The 16,880-nt window shown below is 71.2% G+C and carries 16 protein-coding genes; 7 read left to right on the top strand and 9 right to left on the bottom strand.

Annotated elements, in window-relative coordinates:
* Complete coding sequence (locus GGQ83_RS03845) at window positions 1-924, bottom strand: lysophospholipid acyltransferase family protein (RefSeq protein ID WP_184382262.1); 924 nt, start codon at window positions 922-924, stop codon at window positions 1-3.
* A gap of 117 nt (window positions 925-1,041) precedes the next feature.
* On the opposite strand from GGQ83_RS03845, the gene GGQ83_RS03840 reads away from it, so the two are divergent.
* Window positions 1,042-1,998 (top strand): NAD(P)-binding domain-containing protein, encoded by a 957-nt coding sequence (locus tag GGQ83_RS03840; protein WP_184382261.1) that lies wholly within the window; start codon window positions 1,042-1,044, stop codon window positions 1,996-1,998.
* On the opposite strand, the gene GGQ83_RS03835 is transcribed toward GGQ83_RS03840, so the two are convergent.
* The 4 genes from GGQ83_RS03835 to radA are packed head-to-tail and all read right to left on the bottom strand — an operon-like array spanning window position 1,995 to window position 6,214.
* Window positions 1,995-2,699 carry an SDR family NAD(P)-dependent oxidoreductase gene (locus GGQ83_RS03835; RefSeq protein ID WP_184382260.1) on the bottom strand — a complete coding sequence of 235 codons (705 nt, stop codon included), beginning with the start codon at window positions 2,697-2,699 and terminating at the stop codon, window positions 1,995-1,997. The two genes, GGQ83_RS03840 and GGQ83_RS03835, sit on opposite strands and share 4 nt — an antisense overlap.
* Window positions 2,696-4,207 (bottom strand): amidophosphoribosyltransferase, encoded by a 1,512-nt coding sequence (purF, locus tag GGQ83_RS03830; protein ID WP_184382259.1) that lies wholly within the window; start codon window positions 4,205-4,207, stop codon window positions 2,696-2,698. The genes GGQ83_RS03835 and purF overlap by 4 nt, the downstream gene beginning before the upstream one ends.
* Window positions 4,208-4,212: 5 nt before the next feature.
* The gene (locus tag GGQ83_RS03825) at window positions 4,213-4,773 is read right to left on the bottom strand and encodes a CvpA family protein (RefSeq protein WP_184382258.1); all 561 of its coding nucleotides are present in this window, start codon (window positions 4,771-4,773) and stop codon (window positions 4,213-4,215) included.
* A gap of 25 nt (window positions 4,774-4,798) precedes the next feature.
* Window positions 4,799-6,214, bottom strand: a complete 1,416-nt coding sequence (gene radA / locus GGQ83_RS03820; protein ID WP_184382936.1) for a DNA repair protein RadA — start codon at window positions 6,212-6,214, stop codon at window positions 4,799-4,801.
* A gap of 163 nt (window positions 6,215-6,377) precedes the next feature.
* Between radA and GGQ83_RS03815 the strand changes: the two genes are divergently transcribed.
* A complete protein-coding gene (locus tag GGQ83_RS03815; RefSeq protein WP_184382257.1) occupies window positions 6,378-7,343 on the top strand; it encodes a Bug family tripartite tricarboxylate transporter substrate binding protein in 966 nt (321 codons plus the stop codon).
* A 44-nt stretch (window positions 7,344-7,387) separates the two neighbouring features.
* Here the strand turns inward: GGQ83_RS03815 and GGQ83_RS03810 are convergent, their stop codons facing one another.
* Window positions 7,388-8,368: a tripartite tricarboxylate transporter substrate binding protein BugD gene (locus tag GGQ83_RS03810; RefSeq protein WP_184382256.1), complete on the bottom strand. Its 981-nt coding sequence runs from the start codon at window positions 8,366-8,368 to the stop codon at window positions 7,388-7,390.
* 99 nt (window positions 8,369-8,467) lie between these two features.
* Between GGQ83_RS03810 and GGQ83_RS03805 the strand changes: the two genes are divergently transcribed.
* Both GGQ83_RS03805 and GGQ83_RS03800 read left to right on the top strand, forming a co-directional pair.
* Window positions 8,468-9,649 carry a methyltransferase domain-containing protein gene (locus tag GGQ83_RS03805; RefSeq protein ID WP_184382255.1) on the top strand — a complete coding sequence of 394 codons (1,182 nt, stop codon included), beginning with the start codon at window positions 8,468-8,470 and terminating at the stop codon, window positions 9,647-9,649.
* Window positions 9,650-9,708: 59 nt separating this feature from the next.
* On the top strand, window positions 9,709-11,013 hold the full coding sequence (locus tag GGQ83_RS03800) for an SDR family oxidoreductase (protein ID WP_184382254.1): 1,305 nt from the start codon (window positions 9,709-9,711) through the stop codon (window positions 11,011-11,013).
* Window positions 11,014-11,059: 46 nt separating this feature from the next.
* Here the strand turns inward: GGQ83_RS03800 and GGQ83_RS03795 are convergent, their stop codons facing one another.
* Entirely contained in the window at window positions 11,060-12,544 is a 1,485-nt protein-coding gene (locus GGQ83_RS03795) for an MFS transporter (RefSeq protein WP_184382253.1), read from the bottom strand.
* Window positions 12,545-12,548: 4 nt separating this feature from the next.
* Complete coding sequence (locus GGQ83_RS03790; RefSeq protein WP_184382252.1) at window positions 12,549-13,505, bottom strand: acetyl-CoA carboxylase carboxyltransferase subunit alpha; 957 nt, start codon at window positions 13,503-13,505, stop codon at window positions 12,549-12,551.
* A 148-nt stretch (window positions 13,506-13,653) separates the two neighbouring features.
* Between GGQ83_RS03790 and GGQ83_RS03785 the strand changes: the two genes are divergently transcribed.
* The 3 genes from GGQ83_RS03785 to GGQ83_RS03775 are packed head-to-tail and all read left to right on the top strand — an operon-like array spanning window position 13,654 to window position 16,363.
* The gene (locus GGQ83_RS03785; protein WP_184382251.1) at window positions 13,654-14,856 is read left to right on the top strand and encodes a pyridoxal phosphate-dependent aminotransferase; all 1,203 of its coding nucleotides are present in this window, start codon (window positions 13,654-13,656) and stop codon (window positions 14,854-14,856) included.
* 2 nt (window positions 14,857-14,858) lie between these two features.
* A complete protein-coding gene (locus tag GGQ83_RS03780; RefSeq protein ID WP_184382250.1) occupies window positions 14,859-15,851 on the top strand; it encodes a GNAT family N-acetyltransferase in 993 nt (330 codons plus the stop codon).
* A complete protein-coding gene (locus GGQ83_RS03775) occupies window positions 15,848-16,363 on the top strand; it encodes a DinB family protein (RefSeq protein WP_311727124.1) in 516 nt (171 codons plus the stop codon). Before GGQ83_RS03780 ends, GGQ83_RS03775 begins: the two co-directional genes overlap by 4 nt.
* Window positions 16,364-16,434: 71 nt before the next feature.
* Here GGQ83_RS03775 and GGQ83_RS03770 read toward each other — a convergent pair whose 3' ends face one another.
* On the bottom strand, window positions 16,435-16,644 hold the full coding sequence (locus tag GGQ83_RS03770; protein ID WP_184382249.1) for a YegP family protein: 210 nt from the start codon (window positions 16,642-16,644) through the stop codon (window positions 16,435-16,437).
* Window positions 16,645-16,880: the final 236 nt, after the last annotated feature.

Below are 16,880 nucleotides of genomic sequence, written 5' to 3'. Positions count from 1 at the left end.
TCACACGCCGATCGTCACCTCGCGGTTCTGGCGCAGGGTCGCCGCCGTCTCGCTGACGGCGCGGCCCACCCGGGCGGCCAGCAGCTTGCGGTCGGGCACGGTCTCGGGCGCGAAGGGCGCGTGCATCACCACCGTGACGCGCGTGCCGGTGCGGCGCAGCAGGCGCCAGGCGTGGCTCGCCGTCTCCATGTCGCCATACCAGGCAAAGAGGGGGCGGTCGCGCCGCCCCACCGGCAGGCCGCCCAGCCGGTCATAGACCAGGGTGACAGGCTGCACCTGCTGCGCTGCATTGGCCACGGCGAAGAAGCTGGACCGGAAGGGCAGCACGCGGGCGCCATCGCTGGTGGTGCCCTCGGGGAAGAGGATCAGGCTGTCGCCCGCCTCCATGCGCGCGCGCATCTCCTGCGCCTCGCTGCCCGTGCGGCCGCGGGTGCGGCTGACGAAGACGGTGCGCCCCAGCTTCGCCACCCAGCCGATGACGGGCCAGGTGCCCACCTCGCTCTTGCTGACGAAGCGGGCGTCGAGCGTGGCGCCCAGCACCAAGATGTCCAGCCAGGAGGAGTGGTTGGACACATAGAGGGTGCGCGGTGCCCCCGTCGGCCGGCCGATGACGCGCAGCTTCAGGCCGATCAGCCAGCAGAGGGTCCGGTGGTAGAAGCGCGGGAAGGCGCTCTTGGCCGGACCGGGCAGGAGCAGCAGCACGGCCTGGATGGGCATGCACAACAGGGTGAAGACCAGCGCGGTCGCCATCCGGCGCATGGCGCGGAGCCGGCCGCCTTCGGGCCGCTCGCCCAGCACGTCGTTCCAGATCGGCCCGGGAAGGCGCGGGCGGAAGCGCAAGGGGCGGCCGCGCCGCAGCCGGCGCGCGCCCGGGGCTGGCGTGCCGGCGGGGGCGCCGGTGAAGGCCGTGGCGTCGGAGGTCATCTGGGCAGCTATCCGCTTCCATGGGGTCAAGGCAATGACGGCATGGCGACAAGATGATGAAGCCTGCCGCCGAACCCGGGGTTGTCGCGCCCGGCGCGCAGGCCGCAATGTCGTGCGATGGAAACGGCCGGGAAAACCCTGCGAGTCGCGGTGCTGGGCGCGGGGCCGGCGGGCACCGCCATGGCCGCCCTGGCGGCCGCGCGGGGGCATGACGCGGTGCTGTGGTCGCCGCGCGGCGGTGGCACGCGGCACATCCTGGGGTCGGTGACGACGCGCGGCGCCCTGGCCGGACGCTGGCCGGTGCGGGTGGCGGCCGATCTCGGCCGGGCCATGGAAGGCGCGGATGCCGTGCTGATCTGCCTGCCGCCCGCCGTGCTGCCGGGCGGCGTGGTGCGGATCGCGGGCGCGCTGCGGGGTGATCCGGACCTGGTCTTCGCGCCCTCGGGCGGGCTGGCCGCGCTGCTGCTGCAACGGGAATTGCTGGCGCGGGGCGGCGTGCCGCGCATCGGCGCCTTGCCCGCCCTGCCCCTGCTGGCGCAGCGCAATGGCGATGGCAGCCTTTTGGTGACGGGGCATCGGCCGCGCCTCTGGCTGGCCGGGCTGCCGGCCGCCGCGGCGCCGGCCCTCGCGGAACTGACCGCGCGCATCTTCGCCGTGCCGGTGGACCCGCTGCCCGACATGCTGGCGGCGGGGCTGGCCGAACCGATGGCCTTGCTCGGCGCCGCGCGGCTGCTGGCCCCCGCGCGGATGGAGGAGGCCCCACTCCGCCTGCTGGCCGCCTTCGGGCGGGAACGCGACGCGCTGGCCGCCGCCTGTGGGCGGGTGCTGCCGGGCCTCGATGACCTGCTGGCCGGCACCGGCCCCCTGGCCAGCCTATCCTTGGCCGACCCGCCTTTGGCCGAGACCCTGCACGGCCTGGAATTCCTGGCCGCGCTGGGCCGCGCCACGCGCACGCCCCTGCCGCTGCTGGGTGGGGCGCTGGCCATCCTGAAGGCGGGCATGGGGGGTGGGGCTTCCGCCCACCCGGTGCTGGCGGCGCTGGACGGGCCGACCTTGGCTCGCGCGCTGGGTTAGATGCGGATCGTCGCGCCCTGCGCGATGTCACCGTCCGCGACCAGGGCCGCGATGGCCTCGCCCACGGATTCCGGCTGGCGGATGGAGGCGGGATTCTCGCCCGGAAAGGCGAAGGAGCGCAGCTTGGTGTTCACCGGCCCCGGGTCCAGCAGCGCCACGCGCAGCGGGGTGCGCGCCACCTCGGCGGCCCAGCAGCCCACCAGATGCGCCGCCGCCGCCTTGGCCGCGCCATAGAGGCCCCAATAGGCCTGGTCCGCCTGGCCATCCGTGAGGAACAGGGCGCGCCCGGCGGGGGCGGCGCGCAGCGGCGGGTCGCAGGTGCGGATCAGGCGCCAGGCGGCGGTGGCGTTCACCGCCAGGCTGTCCGACCAATCCTTCGGCACGATATGCGCGGCCGGCGTCAGCCGCGCGAGGTGCCCAGCCGCATGCACCAAGATGTCCAGCCGCCCGAAACGCTCGACCAGCGAGGGGCCGATGGCGTCCATCTGGTCGGCCTCGCGGATGAGGTCGAGCGGCAGCAGGGTCGCGGTGCCGCCGATCGCGCGGATGGCGTCATCCGCCTCCTCCAGCGCGCCCTGGGTGCGGGCGGTCAGCACCACATGGGCGCCGCGCGCGGCGAGCGCCATGGCCGTGGCGCGGCCGATCCCGCGCGAGGCGCCGGTGACCAGCGCCACCTGCCCCTTCAATACCGTGTCGTTCATGCGGGGATGGCGGCCTTGGCCTTGGATTCGGGCGCGTTGGACCAGTCGGTCAGCGGGATGGCGTAGTCGCCGGTGAAGCAGGCGTCGCAATAGGCGGGGCTGGCGGCGTCGCGCCCCGGCCGGCCCAGCGCGCGATACAGCCCGTCCAGCGAGATGAAGGCGAGGCTGTCCACGCCGATCAGCTTCGCCATGGCGGCGAGGTCGTGCTGGGCGGCCAGAAGCTGCGCGCGCTCCGGCGTATCAATCCCGTAGAAGCAGGAATGGGTGGTGGGCGGCGAGGAGATGCGCATGTGCACCTCCGCCGCGCCGGCGTTGCGGACCATCTCCACGATCTTCTTGGAGGTGGTGCCACGCACGATGCTGTCATCCACCAGGATCACGCGCTTGCCCTCCAGCATGGCGCGGTTGGCGCTGTGCTTGAGCTTCACGCCCAGGTGGCGGATCTGGTCCGTGGGCTCGATGAAGGTGCGGCCCACATAGTGGTTGCGGATGATGCCGAGTTCGAAGGGAACCCCCGCCTCGATGGCATAGCCCATGGCCGCCGGCACGCCGCTGTCGGGCACGGGCACCACCACATCGGCCGCCACATGGCTTTCGCGCGCCAGTTCGGCGCCGATGCGCTTGCGCGTCTCGTAGACCGGCGTGCCCTCGACCACGGAATCCGGCCGGGCGAAGTAGATGTATTCGAAGATGCAGAAGCGCGACGGGGCGGGCTGCATGGGGCTGAGGCTGCGGATGCCCTCGTCGTTGATGACGACGATCTCGCCCGGCTCGATGTCGCGGACGAATTCGGCGCCCACGATGTCCAGCGCGCAGGTTTCGCTGGCCAGCACCCATCCCTCGTGCAGCTTGCCCAGCACCAGGGGGCGCACGCCCAGCGGGTCCCGCGCGCCGATCAGCGCGCCATTGTGCAGCGCGACCAGCGAATAGGCGCCCTGAACCTGCTTCAGCGCGTCGATCAGCCGGTCCACCACGTTGGAATAGAGGCTGATAGCGATGAGGTGGACGAAGACCTCGCTGTCCGTGCTGGACTGGAACAGGCAGCCGCGGCGCACCATGGCGCGGCGCAGCTGCAGGGCATTGGTCAAGTTGCCGTTGTGCGCCACCGCCAGGCCGCCGAACTCGAAATCGGCGTAGAGGGGCTGGACGTTGCGCAGCGCCGTCTCGCCCGTGGTGGCATAGCGGTTGTGGCCGCAGGCGGCGGTACCAGGGAGGCCCGCCATCACCTTGGCATCGCCGAAGATGTCGCCCACCAGGCCGAGGCCACGGTGGGAATGGAACTCGCCCTTCTCGCTCAGCGCCACGATGCCCGAGGCCTCCTGGCCCCGGTGCTGCAGCGCGTGCAGGCCGAGCGCGGTGAGAGCCGCGGCGTCCTTGCCGTTCCAGACGCCGATGACGCCGCATTCCTCGTGGAAATGGTCGTCGTCGTTTCCAAGACCGTGGGGCCCAAGACCGTGGGGCCCGAGGCCGTGGGGGGTGGAGAGGGCGTCGGCTTGGGGCATGCGCATGACCTTCAGATGCGGTCGCGGGCGGGCGGGCGCAACAGGTCATCCTGCGTGGGCATGCGGCGCTCGGGCGGTTCTGCTATGCGCGGGCGATACTCCTGCGGGAGCCTGTCCGCAAGCCAGCGCGCGCCCTCGACCACATAGGGCAGGGCCATGGCGTCCCGCACCGGCTCCGGCCAGCGGTCCACCGCCGGCACGAAGAGCCCGGCGATGACATAGGCCAGCACCGCCAGGAAGGCGCCACGGGCGAGGCCGAAGAGAGCGCCCAGCGAACGGTCCAGCCCGCCCAGCGCGCTGTCCTGCACCCGGCCGGCGATGGCGTGGATGACCAGCTTCAGTACGATCAGCACCACCAGGAAGGTGCCGCCGATGACGATGGCATCGGCCAGCCAGTCGGGCTCCACCACGCCCGCCAGCAGGGGCGTGAGGCTTTCCTGGAGCGCGAAGGCGGTGAAGGCGGCGCCGATCCAGGCGGCCACGCCGAGGAATTCCTGCACGAAGCCGCGCAGGAGGGAGAGGATGGCGGAGATCACCATCACGAAGAGGAGGACGCCGTCGACCCAGGTCATGATGCGGCGCGGTATAGCCGGGGCGTCACCCCGCGTCACCCTTGGCCCCGGAGCGGCGCCGCACCGTCTGCGCCGCAAACGGCGCCACCAGGTCCGCCAGGTGCCCGATCTCGGTCAGCCGCAGCCCTTCCACCGGCGCGGGCTGCTTGGAACCGCGCGCCACCCGGCGCGGCAGCACGGCCTGGCCGAAGCCCAGCTTCTGCGCCTCGCGCAGGCGCTGTTCGGCCTGGGACACCTGGCGCACCTCACCCGAAAGCCCCACCTCGCCGAAATAGACGGCATCCGGTTCCGTGGGCCGGTCGGTCATGGCGGAGACCAGGGCGGCGGCCACGGCCAGGTCCGCCGCCGGCTCATTGATGCGAAGCCCGCCCGCGATGTTCAGATAGACATCGGCCTGGGCGAAGGTGAGGTTGCAGCGCGCCTCCAGCACCGCCAGCAGCATGTTGAGCCGCCCGCCATCCCAGCCCACCACCTGCCGGCGCGGCGAGCCGCCCGAGGAGGGTGCCAGCAGCGCCTGCACCTCCACCAGCACGGGCCGCGTGCCCTCCAGCCCCGCGAAGACCGCGCTGCCCGAGATGTTGCCGCGCCGTTCCGCCAGGAACAGGGCCGAGGGGTTGGGCACCTCCATCAGCCCGCCCTCGGTCATCTCGAAGACGCCGATCTCGTCCGTCGCGCCGAAGCGGTTCTTCACCGCGCGCAGGATGCGGAACTGGTGGCCGCGGTCGCCTTCGAAATAGAGGGTGGCGTCCACCATGTGCTCCAGCACGCGCGGGCCGGCCAGCGTGCCCTCCTTCGTCACATGGCCCACCAGCACCAGGGCGAAGCCGCGCGACTTCGCCAGCCGGATCAACTCGTTGGAGCAGGCGCGCACCTGGGCGACCGTGCCGGGCGCGGAGTCCAGCGTGTCCAGCCACATGGTCTGGATGGAGTCGATCACCACCAGCGCGGCCTCGCGCTCATGCTCCAGCGTGGCCGTGATGTCGCGCAGCGCGCTGGCCGAGGCGAGGCCCATCGGGCTCTCGGTCAGCCCCAGGCGCTGGGCGCGCAGCCGCACCTGCGCCACGGCCTCCTCGCCCGAGATGTAGAGCACGCGCTTGCCCGCGCCCGCCATGCGCGCCGCGGCCTGGAGCAGGATGGTGGACTTGCCGATGCCCGGGTCACCCCCCACCAGCACCGCCGAGGCCGGCACGAAGCCGCCGCCCAGCACGCGGTCCAGCTCCACGATGCCGGTCAGGTGGCGGGGGGGCGGCGCGGTCTCGCCCTGCAGGCCCAGGATGGTGATGCCCTTGCCCGGCGGGGCCTTGCCGCCGGGGCCGGGGCCGGTGCGGGCGGCCTCCTCCACCAGTGTGTTCCATTCGCCGCAGCCATCGCAGCGGCCCTGCCATTTCGGGTGGGCGGCGCCGCAGGACTGGCAGACGAAGCGGGTGCGTTCCTTCGCCATCAAGCTATCGGGCCGGCACGGGTATGGGTCGTCGCGTCATGCCATCGCTCCCAGGCGTTCGGTTCCAGCATCGCGGAAATTTGCGGATTCGTCTTGCCGCGCCGGACTTGCATCGGCCCCCGCCAGCGGCCAGCCTTCCGGACAATAAAACGGAGGAAAAATCATGTCCTTGACCCGCCGCGCGGCGCTGATCGCGCCTGCCGCCACCCTGCTTGCCGCCCCCGGCATCCTGCGCGCCCAGTCGGGCACCATCCGCGTCGTGGTGGGCTTTCCCGCCGGTGGCGGGGTGGACGCCCTGGCCCGCCCCATCGCGCAGCGCTGGAGCGAGCGGCTGGGCCAGCCCGTCGTGATCGACAACCGCGCCGGCAACAATGGCAACATCGCCATGGATTTCGTGGCCAAGGCGCCGCCCGACGGCAACACCCTGTTCCAGGGCAATGTCGGCAATTTCGCCATGACGCATGCGCTCTTCCCCAACCTGACCTTCGACACCTCGCGCGATTTCCGCTTCGTGGGGCAGATCACCCTGGGCCCGCTGGTCTTCGTGGTGCATGCCGACAGCCCCATCCGCTCCATCCCGGACCTGATCGCGGCGGCGAAGGCGCGGCCGGGCGAGCTGAACTTCGGCTCCGGCGGGTCGGGCGGCGTGCCGCATCTGGCCTTCGAGGTGTGGAAGCGCCAGGCCGGCGTGGACATCGTGCATGTGCCCTATCGCGGTTCCGCCCCCGCCTTCCAGGACCTGCTGGGCGGCCGCACGCAGATGATGCTGGACGGCTACAGCGTGGTGCGCGGGGCGCATGAGGGCGGGCGCGTGCGCGTCATCGGCATCACCTCGGCCGAGCGGCACCCGCAACTGCCGGACGTGCCCACGGTGCGCGAGCAGGGCATGGACTGGGTCTTCACCAGCTGGCAGGGCATCGCGGCGCCCACCGCCACACCGGCGCCCATCCGGCAGCGGCTGGAGGACAACCTGCGCTGGGTCTTCGAGAACACCGACCTGCCGCGGACGCTCACCAGCCTGGGCACCTTCCCGCGCTTCGCGCCGGGGGCCGAGCTGGATGCCAAGCTGCGCGAGGACCGCGCCATGTGGACCTCGCTGGTGCGCGAGGCCGGCATCACCGCCGATTGAAGGCGGCGAGGGCGGGGCATGGCGCCCCGCCCCCTGTCGTCACATCAGTCCGCGAACTGGCCCGCGGCCTGGATGACCGGGCGCCAGCGGGCGATGTCCGCCTGCCAGAACTCGCGGTGGGCGGCGGGCGTCGCACGCGCCTGCGCCACCGGGGCCGTGCCCAGGGCGGCGAAGCGCTCGACCAGCGAGGGTTCGCGCAGCGCGGCCTGCAACGCCTGGGACAGGCGCTCGACCACGGGGGCGGGCGTGCCGCGCGGCGCATACAGACCGTGCCACACGCTGACCTCGAAGTTGGGCAGCCCCGCCTCGGCGGCGGTGGGCAGGTCGCTCAGCGAGGCCACACGCTCGCGCGTGGTCACGGCATAGGCGCGGATCTGGTTGGACGCGATCTGCTGGGTGGTGTTGGTGGTCTGGTCGCACAGGATGTCCACGCGGCCGCCCATCAGGTCGGCCATGGCGGGCGCCGTGCCGCGATAGGGCACGGTCGTCAGCGGCACGTTCAGCGCCGACTGGAACAGCAGGCCGCAGAGATGCGACGCCGCGCCGATACCGGCATTGGCGAGGTTGATGCGCTCACGGTCGCGGCGCACCACCTCGATCAGCTCCTGCAGGTTGTTCGCCGGGAAGTCGCGCCGCGCCACGATGGTCATGGGCACTTCGGTGATGAGGCCGATGGTCTCGAAGCCGTTCACCGGGTCATAGGCCAGGCGGCGGTAGAGGGTGGGGATGGTGCTCATCCCGATGTGATGCACCAGCAGGGAATAGCCGTCGGGCCGCGCCTGGGCCGTGCGCTGCGCGCCGAGCGAGCCGCCGGCACCGGCCACATTCTCCACGATCACGTTCTGGCCGAGATTGGCCGTCATCCCCTGGGCGATGAGGCGCGCCACCGTGTCGGTCGGGCCGCCGGCCGCGAAGGGCACCACGATGCTGATGTTGCGCGTCGGGAAGGACTGGGCCGAGGCGATGGCAGGGGCGGCCAGCCCAAGACCGAGCGCCGGCAGGGCGCGGCGCGTGAAATGCGACATGGAGGTTTCTCCCGGGGGGATATTGAGGATGACTGGGGATGTTTTGGTTTCGCCCCCCCCGGTTTGCAATAGGGCGTTTGGCCGCGCATAGGTTGGCCCATGAAGATCACGGCCCAAGACCTGCTGCGCCGCGGCGCCGAGCGCCACCGTGCCGGCAAGGTGGAGGAGGCGGAGAGCCTCTACCGCCGCGCGCTGCGCCTCGCGCCCGGACATCCGGATGCGGAGAACCTGCTCTCCGTCTGCGCCCTGCAGCGCGGCGACACGGCGGCGGCGGTGGAGCATTCCGCCCGGGCGCTGGCCGTGATGCCCGACAGCGCCATCTACTTGGCCAACCATGGCGCGGCCCTGGCGGCCCATGGGATGCTGCCCGAGGCCGTGGCCACCCTCCAGGCCGCGCTGGAGCGCGAGCCCGATGACGTGACCAGCCTGCGCAACCTGGGCCAGGTGCTGACGGCGGGCGGGCAGCCGGAAGCGGCGCTGGGCCCGTTGCGCGAGGCGCACCGCCTGGCCCCCGCCTCGCCCGAGGTGGCGCTGACCCTTGCCCATGCCGCCCACCAGGCGGGCGCGGCGGAGGAGGCGCGCGCCGCCGCCCAGGCCGTGAAGGGACCGCTGGCCGCCCAGGCCGGCTTCCTGCTGGCCGCGCTGGGCGAGGCCCCCCTGCCCCCGCGCGCGCCGCCCGCCTTCGTGCGCGAGATGTTCGACGCCTTCGCCCCCCGCTTCGACCAGGACCTGGCCGAGGCGCTGGACTACCAGACCCCCGCCTTGCTGGCGGCGCTGCTGGAACCCGGCGTGCGCGGCCGCGTGCTGGACCTGGGCTGCGGCACGGGTCTTTCGGGAGTGGCGCTGAAGCCCTTCGCCAAGCGGCTGGAAGGGCTGGACCTTTCGCCGCGCATGCTGGACCGCGCCCGGGCGCGCGGCCTGTATGACGCGCTGCACGAGGCGGATCTGCTGGACTTCCTGCCCCGCCGCGCCGCGGCCTATGACCTGATCACGGCCGCCGACGTGCTGAACTATTTGGGCGACCTCGCCCCTGCCTTCGCCGCCATCGCAGCCGCGCTGAAGCCGGGGGGCGAGGCGCTGTTCAGCATCGAGACGGGCGCGGCGCAGGTGGAGCTGGGCCAGGGGCTGCGCTTCCGGCACGACCCCGCGCATGTGGCATCCCTGGCCGAGGCGGCGGGCCTCACGCCCGTCCGGCGGGAACCTGCGGTGCTGCGCCAGGAGAAGGGCGCGCCGGTGGAGGGCGCGCTGTTCCTGCTGCGCCGGCAACCTGCCCCGGGCTGATCGGTTAGCCCCCGAGGATGCGGCGGCCCTCCGTCGCGCCAATCCATCGGAGGCACCACATGGCCCGGAAATCCAAACCCCTGAACCAGCAGGTCATCGTCATCACCGGCGCGACCTCCGGCATCGGCCTCACCACCGCCTGCATGGCGGCCCGCCGGGGAGCAAAGGTCGTGATGGCCGCCCGCAACGAGGAAGCGCTCGAGACCGTCTGCTCCGCCATCAAGGCGGCCGGCGGGCAGTGCACCACGGTCGTTGCCGATGTGGGCGTGCGCGAGGATGTCGCGAAGATCGCGGAGGTGGCCAACACCACCTATGGCGGCTTCGACACCTGGGTGAACAATGCCGGCATTGGCGCCTATGCGAAGCTCGAGGAGATGTCCGACGAGGACCACCAGAAGCTGTTCCAGACGAACTACTGGGGCGTGGTCTATGGCTCCACCGAGGCGCTCAAGACGCTGAAGAAGCGCGGTGGCACACTGATCAACATCGGCTCGATTTCCTCGGAAATGCCCTCGCCCATCCTCAGCGCCTACACGGCGTCGAAGTTCGCGGTGAAGGGCTTCACGGACAGCCTGCGCCTGGAGATGATCCATGAGGGCAGCCCCGCGCGCATCACGCTGATCCAGCCCTCGGGCATCGACACGCCCTTCGGCGAGCACGCAGTGAACTACATGGAGGAAAAGAGCCAGGTGCCGCCGCCGGTCTATGCGCCGGAGGTGGTGGCCAAGGCCATCCTGCACGCCGCCGTCCATCCGACGCGGGACCTGGTGGTGGGCGGCTGGGGCCGCTTCATGATCGCGCTGACGCGCACCGTGCCGCTGCTGGCGGACCAGGTGTTCAGCTTCGCCTTCTTCCGTACGGCCAGGCAGGCGGGTGTGCCGAAGCGCGACACGCCCAAGAACCTGCACAGCGCGGGCGAGGACGGCAAGCGCTATGGCGACCAGGGGCACACCTTCAGCAACAGCCTCTACACCACGGCGAAGATGTATCCCGTCACGTCGCTGGCGCTGATGACGCTGGGCGCGCTGGGCATCGCGGCGCTGTGCCGCGGCACGGCGCGGGAGACCTACTGGGACACGGCGCGCCGCACCATGAACGAATATGGGCGCGACGCCGGACGCTATCTCAGCAGCCATGGCCATGATGCGGGCCGCTACCTCGGCAGCCACGCCAGTGAGGCCGGACGCTATGCCAGCACCCACGCCCGCGACGCCGGCCGCTACCTGAGCGACACCGCGGCCGATCATGGGCTGGGCCGCCAGCGCGGTTGGCTGCCCCGCTGGGACAACCGCAGCTGGTGGGAGCGTGGCTATGACAATGCCCGCGACGCCGCCCAGCGGCTGCGCAACAGGGTCGGGTTGTAGCCTTGTCGGGGCGCCTGATTCACCGCCACGGATCAGGCGCCAAGGCTCAGACCCGCCGCAGCGGCACCCGCCAGGCCATCACGGCGGCCAAGGCCATGATGGCCGCGGCCCCCGCGAACATGGCGCGGTAGCCGCCCGAGAGGCCCGCCGCCATGGCGGCCCTCTCCAGCACCGGCAGCGCGGCGAGCGCCTCTCGCCCGCCGCGCAGCACGGAGGCGAAACGCTCGGCCAGGGCGGCATCGGCCAGGGCGAAGCTGCCGAAGATGACGGTGCCCAGGATGGCCGTCCCCGCCGCCGAGCCCAGGTTCCGCATGAACTGCACCGAGGCGGTGGCGACACCGAGCTGCCCCGGCCCCGCCGCCACCTGCACCGTGGTCTGCACCACGGGGAAGGAGGTGCCGAAGCAGAAGCTGACCACCCCCAGCACCCAGGGCAGCCAGGCCAGGGGAATGTCCTGCGCCACAAAGGCCAGCCCCGACAGCAGCACGGCCGAGGCCGTGAGCCCGATGGAGGGCAGCAGCATGTTCCGCCCCGTGCGCGCCATGAACTGCCCGGAGATCAAGGCGCCCACCCCGCCGCCCACGCTCATCGGCAGCAGCAGCACGCCCACGGTGGCCAGCGGCACGTCCCGCACCGCGTACAGATATAGCGGCAGGAAGGAGATCAGCGCCACCAGCACCCCCTGCACGCAGGCCGACAGGATGGACAGGCGCCAGATGGCCGGGTGGGCCAGCAAAGGCAGGGGCAGCAGCGGGTCGGGCACGCGGCGCTCGACGAAGCCCAGCGCCAGCAGGGCGCCCAGCGCCATCAGGCCGAACACGGCGGCCCAGACCGCCGCATCCCAGCGCAGGGCCTGGATGCGGTCCAGCATCAGCACCAGCGTCACCACGAACACGGCAAAGAGCAGCGTGCCCGGCAGGTCGAAGCGGAAGCCAGCGCCGGAGAGGGGCCGGCGCGGCAAGGTATAGGCGGCCAACGCCCCCAGGATCACCAGCGGCAGCCCGGCCAGGAACACCGCCGGCCAGCCGAAGGCCTGGGTGAGCCACCCACCCGCCAGCGGGCCGGTGGCCGAGGCGCTCATGAAGCAGGCCACCAGGTAGCCCTGGTAACGGCCGCGTTCGCGCGGCGGCAGGCTTTCGCCGATCAGCGCCATGGCCAGGGTCAGCAGGGCGCCGCCGCCGAAGCCTTGCAGCAGGCGGGCGGCCAGCAGGGCCTCGAAGCTGGGCGCGAGCCCCGCGGCCAGCATGCCCAGCCCCTGCATGGCGAATCCCAGCAGCAGCATGCGCCGGCGGCCGAAGGCATCGCCCAGCCGGCCGAAGACCGGGGCGGCGATGGTGGCGGCGATGAGATAGGCCACCACCACCCAGGAAATGCGCTCCACCACCCCGAACTCCGCCGCCATGGCGGGCAGGGCGGTGGCGGTGATGGTGGTGTCGATGGCCGGGATGAAGATGGCCACCGCGATGGTGGGAAAGGCCCGCAGGAAGGACCGCCGGGCTTCGGCGGGGGAGAAGGCGGGCGGGGGGGTCATGCCGTCAGGCTACCGCGCTTCGCCCCATTTCGAGAAATTTGTCGCGCCGCCGGGCCTTTAGCGTGGGTCCGTCCAGCTTGAGCAGCGGGTCCAGCGCCGCCGCCACCGCATCGCCCACGCTGGCCAGGGTGGCCGCGGTGTCACGGTGGGCGCCGCCCAGCGGCTCGGTGATGACGGTGTCGATCAAGGCGAGGCGCTTCAGGTCCTCGGCCGTCAGCTTCAGCGCCTCGGCGGCCTGGGGCGCCAGGGTCGCGTCCCGCCACAGGATGCTGGCGCAGCCCTCGGGGCTGATCACGGAATAGATGGCGTGCTCCAGCATCAGCACCCTATCGGCGGTGGCGAGCGCGATGGCGCCGCCCGAACCGCCCTCGCCGATGATGGTGGCCACGAAGGGCACCGGTGCCTCCAGCCCCGCCTCGATGGAGCGGGCGATGGCTTCGGCTTGCCCGCGCGCCTCGGCCTCGATGCCCGGGAAGGCGCCGGAGGTGTCCACGAAGGAGAGAATCGGCAGGTTGAACCGCCCGGCCAGCTGCATGATGCGCCGGGCCTTGCGGTAGCCCTCGGGCTTGGCCATGCCGAAATTGTGCTTCACGCGGGTTTCGGTGTCGTGGCCCTTCTCGGTGCCCAGCACGGCCACGGGGCGGCCCCGGAAACGGCCCAACCCACTGATGATGGCCGCATCCTCGCCGAAGGCGCGGTCGCCGGCCAGGGGCGTCCAGTCCTCGATCAGGGCTTCCACATAGTGCAGGCATTTGGGCCGCTCGGGGTGGCGGGCCACCTGGGCCTTCTGCCAGGGGGTGAGCTTGGCGTAGGTCGCCGCCAGCAGCTTCTCGGCCTTGTCGCGGAGCTTCTCGATCTCCTCGTGCAGGTCGAGCCCGCCCGCATCCGTGGTGCGGCGCAGCTCCTCGAGCTTGCCTTCCAGCTCGGCGATGGGTTTTTCGAAATCGAGGAAGTGGCGCATGGTGGTGCCGCTTAGCCGAAACCCCGCGGCGCGAGAACTGCCCACCCCGGTGGGTTGCATTCCGATGACGCAATGCCCCCGCATATTGGCGCGGCCCCGGCCCGGCCATAGGATGCGCGCGCCTTTCACACCGCTTCAGGAATTGACCATGCCCACCCTCGCCAGTCGCCTCGCCGATGTCCAGGTCTCCGCTTCCGTCGTCATGGGGATGAAGGCGCGCGAACTCGCCGCCCAGGGTGTGAAGGTCATCGCGCTGAACTCCGGCGAGCCCGATTTCGCCACCCCCGCCCATGCCATCGAGGCCGCGCACCAGGCGGCGCTGAAGGGCGACACCAAGTATCCGCCCCAGGGCGGCACGCCGGCCTTCAAGGCGGCCATCCGCCGGAAGTTCAAGCGCGACAACAACCTGGACTTCTCCGATGACGAGATCCTGGTGACGAATGGCGGCAAGCAGGCCATCTACAACGCGCTGATGGCGACCCTCGATCCGGGCGACGAGGTGGTCATCCCCGCCCCCTACTGGATCAGCTACGCGGACATGGCGAAGGTGGCGGGCGGCGTGCCGGTGACCGTGAACTGCCCGCAGAACAACGGCTTCAAGCTGCGCCCCGAGGACCTGGAGGCCGCCATCACCCCCAAGACCAAGTGGGTGATGCTGAACTTCCCCAACAACCCGACGGGTGCGGCCTGCTCGCGCGCCGAAATGAAGGCGCTGGCCGATGTGCTGATGCGCCACCCGCATGTCTGGGTCATGACCGACGACATGTATGAGCACCTCGTCTATGACGGGTTCGAGTTCTGCACGATCGCCGAGGTCGAGCCCGGCCTGCGCGACCGCACGCTGACGGTGAACGGCGCCTCCAAGACCTATGCCATGACCGGCTGGCGCATCGGCTTCTGCGGCGGGCCGAAGAACCTCATCAAGGCCATGTTCAACATGCAGGGCCAGGCGACCTCGGGCGTCTCCACCATCGGCCAGGCCGCCGCCGCCGCCGCCCTGGACGGCCCGCAGGACCTCGTGAAGGAACGCGCGGCCGAGTACCTCACCCGCCGCGACTTCGTGGTGGACGCGCTGAACCAGTGCCCCGGCATCGTCTGCCACAAGCCCGAGGGCGCCTTCTACGTCTTCCCCAACGTCTCGGGCTGCCTGGGCAAGACCACCAAGGCCGGCACCAGGATCACGACCGACACCGAGCTGGCCATGGCCCTGCTGGAGGAGGCGCATGTGACGGTGGTGCAGGGCAGCGCCTATGGCATGTCGCCCTACATCCGCATCAGCTACGCCACCAACATGGGCGAGCTGACCGAGGCGATGGCCCGCATCAAGGCCTTCTGCGAGGCGCTGCGCTGAGCATGGGGGTCGCCATCCGTCCCGGCCGCGATGGCGACGCCGAGGCCTTCATCCGCCTGATCCGCGACGCCTGGGCGGAGTTCCCCGGCTGCATCTTCGACCTGGACGCGGAGCTGCCGGAGCTTCGCGCGCTCGCCACCTACTTCGCCGGCAGCGGCGGGGCCCTGTGGCTGAGCGAGGACGGGCAGGGCATGGTCGCCACCCGTCCGCTGGGCTCCGATGACGCGTGGGAAATCTGCCGGCTGTATGTGGATGCCGGGGCGCGGGGGTCGGGCCTCGCGCACCGGTTGCTCGACACCGCCGAGGCCCATGCCCGCGCGGCCGGCGCCGAGCGCCTGGTGCTCTGGACCGACACGCGCTTCGACGCCGCGCACGCCTTCTACGAAAAGCGCGGCTATGTGCGGTCGGGTGCCATCCGCATCCTGGACGACCTCTCGAAATCGCTGGAATTCCGCTACGGCAAGCCGCTCAGTGGGCTGGTGGTGGAGGCGCTGGACGCCGCCGCCGCCGCCAGCGCGGAACGGCGCCTGGCGGACATCCTGATCGGCTGCGTGGCGGAGGGGGCCTCCGTCTCCTTCCTGCCCCCCATGTCGCGCGAGAAGGCGCGGGGCTTCTGGAAGCGCGTCAGCACCGAGGTGGCGCAGAACCACCGGCTGCTGCTGGTGGCCTGGCTGGATGGCGTGCTGGCCGGCACGGTGCAGCTGCACCTGGAGAGCCAGGAGAATCAGCCGCACCGCGTCGAAGTCGAGAAGCTGCTGGTGGACCCCGCGCTCCGCCGGCGCGGCGTGGGCACCGCCCTGGTGCGCCGGGCCGAACAGGCGGCCGAACGCCTGGGCCGCAAGCTGCTGACGCTCGACACGCGCGGCGGCGCGGCGGGCGAGGCGCTGTATCGCCGCCTGGGTTGGCGGGAGGCCGGGCGCATTCCGCGCTGCGAGCTGGATGCGCGGCGCGAGAAGCAGGATGTGGTGTTCTTCTTCAAGGAAGTGCCCGCGTGATCAGCCCCGCCCATGTCCGCGCCATGGCCGCCTACAATGCCGAGATGAACCGCCGCCTCTACGACGCCGCCGCCACGCTGACCGAGGCGCAGCGGCGCGCGGATGGCGGCGCCTTCTTCGGGTCCATCCACGCCACGCTGTGCCATCTGCTCTGGGGCGACAGCATCTGGATGCACCGTTTCGCCGGCTGGGAACGGCCGGCGGGCGGCATCGCGGAAAGCACGCGGCTGGTGGAAGGCTGGGACGCGCTGCGCGCCGCCCGCGCCGCGATGGATGCGCGCATGCAGGGCTGGGCGGCCGCGCTGGCGCCGGCCGATCTCGAAGGCGACCTGACATGGTTCAGCGGCGCCACGGGGCGCGAGATGCGCCGCCCGCGCTGGCTGCTGGTGACGCACATGTTCAACCACCAGACGCACCATCGCGGGCAGGCGCACGCGCTGCTGACACGGCTAGGCGCCGGCACGGGCGATACGGACCTGCCCTGGGTGGTCGCGGAAACGGACTGGGCCTGACCGGGCTTGTCTTTATGGATTTAAGGTCGGCACCCGCGCGTAACCGAAGGTACCGACCCATATGCAGTCGCTTATGCAGCGTTCACAAGATCCTCCGGCAACCACACAGGAGCGGAGGAAGAGCCCTTCATGATCTCGATCCCTCGAAGACAGTCAGCCTTACGAAGATAGCTTTCGCTCGAGACAGCGATGACGCGGCCGTTTGACGCCGCATAGCTCCAGCGGAACTGGCCTGCGTTGTCCTTGTAGAGCCAGTAAGAGGGGTACGTGCGTTGAGTCATGGGTCACCTATCACACTACGGCGCTAAATTTGCCGATCGGCGACGTCAGGCTTGACTGAGAAACGTCTCGGAGGAACACTCCGAGTGTGCAGTCTCCTCCCGGACCTGACGTCAGGACGGGATCAGGGCATCTCCGAGCCGCCAGGTCTGACCACCTGGCGGCTCATCCATATCCTGAAGTGCACACTTATTCCGCATAATCAGACCGCCCCTGTCAAGGCTTACCCTACATCTGG

The sequence above is a fragment of the Roseococcus suduntuyensis genome, assembly GCF_014196305.1.
Lineage (GTDB): Bacteria > Pseudomonadota > Alphaproteobacteria > Acetobacterales > Acetobacteraceae > Roseococcus > Roseococcus suduntuyensis.
This window is presented reverse-complemented; position numbering and strand designations above follow the sequence as displayed.

What these genes read in the sequence shown, in the direction of transcription:
- GGQ83_RS03845 (WP_184382262.1), bottom strand. Translation starts at nt 924, where the DNA reads ATGACCTCCGACGCCACGGCCTTCACCGGCGCCCCCGCCGGCACGCCA.
- GGQ83_RS03840 (WP_184382261.1), top strand. Translation starts at nt 1,042, where the DNA reads ATGGAAACGGCCGGGAAAACCCTGCGAGTCGCGGTGCTGGGCGCGGGG.
- GGQ83_RS03835 (WP_184382260.1), bottom strand. Translation starts at nt 2,699, where the DNA reads ATGAACGACACGGTATTGAAGGGGCAGGTGGCGCTGGTCACCGGCGCC.
- purF (WP_184382259.1), bottom strand. Translation starts at nt 4,207, where the DNA reads ATGCGCATGCCCCAAGCCGACGCCCTCTCCACCCCCCACGGCCTCGGG.
- GGQ83_RS03825 (WP_184382258.1), bottom strand. Translation starts at nt 4,773, where the DNA reads ATGACCTGGGTCGACGGCGTCCTCCTCTTCGTGATGGTGATCTCCGCC.
- radA (WP_184382936.1), bottom strand. Translation starts at nt 6,214, where the DNA reads ATGGCGAAGGAACGCACCCGCTTCGTCTGCCAGTCCTGCGGCGCCGCC.
- GGQ83_RS03815 (WP_184382257.1), top strand. Translation starts at nt 6,378, where the DNA reads ATGTCCTTGACCCGCCGCGCGGCGCTGATCGCGCCTGCCGCCACCCTG.
- GGQ83_RS03810 (WP_184382256.1), bottom strand. Translation starts at nt 8,368, where the DNA reads ATGTCGCATTTCACGCGCCGCGCCCTGCCGGCGCTCGGTCTTGGGCTG.
- GGQ83_RS03805 (WP_184382255.1), top strand. Translation starts at nt 8,468, where the DNA reads ATGAAGATCACGGCCCAAGACCTGCTGCGCCGCGGCGCCGAGCGCCAC.
- GGQ83_RS03800 (WP_184382254.1), top strand. Translation starts at nt 9,709, where the DNA reads ATGGCCCGGAAATCCAAACCCCTGAACCAGCAGGTCATCGTCATCACC.
- GGQ83_RS03795 (WP_184382253.1), bottom strand. Translation starts at nt 12,544, where the DNA reads ATGACCCCCCCGCCCGCCTTCTCCCCCGCCGAAGCCCGGCGGTCCTTC.
- GGQ83_RS03790 (WP_184382252.1), bottom strand. Translation starts at nt 13,505, where the DNA reads ATGCGCCACTTCCTCGATTTCGAAAAACCCATCGCCGAGCTGGAAGGC.
- GGQ83_RS03785 (WP_184382251.1), top strand. Translation starts at nt 13,654, where the DNA reads ATGCCCACCCTCGCCAGTCGCCTCGCCGATGTCCAGGTCTCCGCTTCC.
- GGQ83_RS03780 (WP_184382250.1), top strand. Translation starts at nt 14,859, where the DNA reads ATGGGGGTCGCCATCCGTCCCGGCCGCGATGGCGACGCCGAGGCCTTC.
- GGQ83_RS03770 (WP_184382249.1), bottom strand. Translation starts at nt 16,644, where the DNA reads ATGACTCAACGCACGTACCCCTCTTACTGGCTCTACAAGGACAACGCA.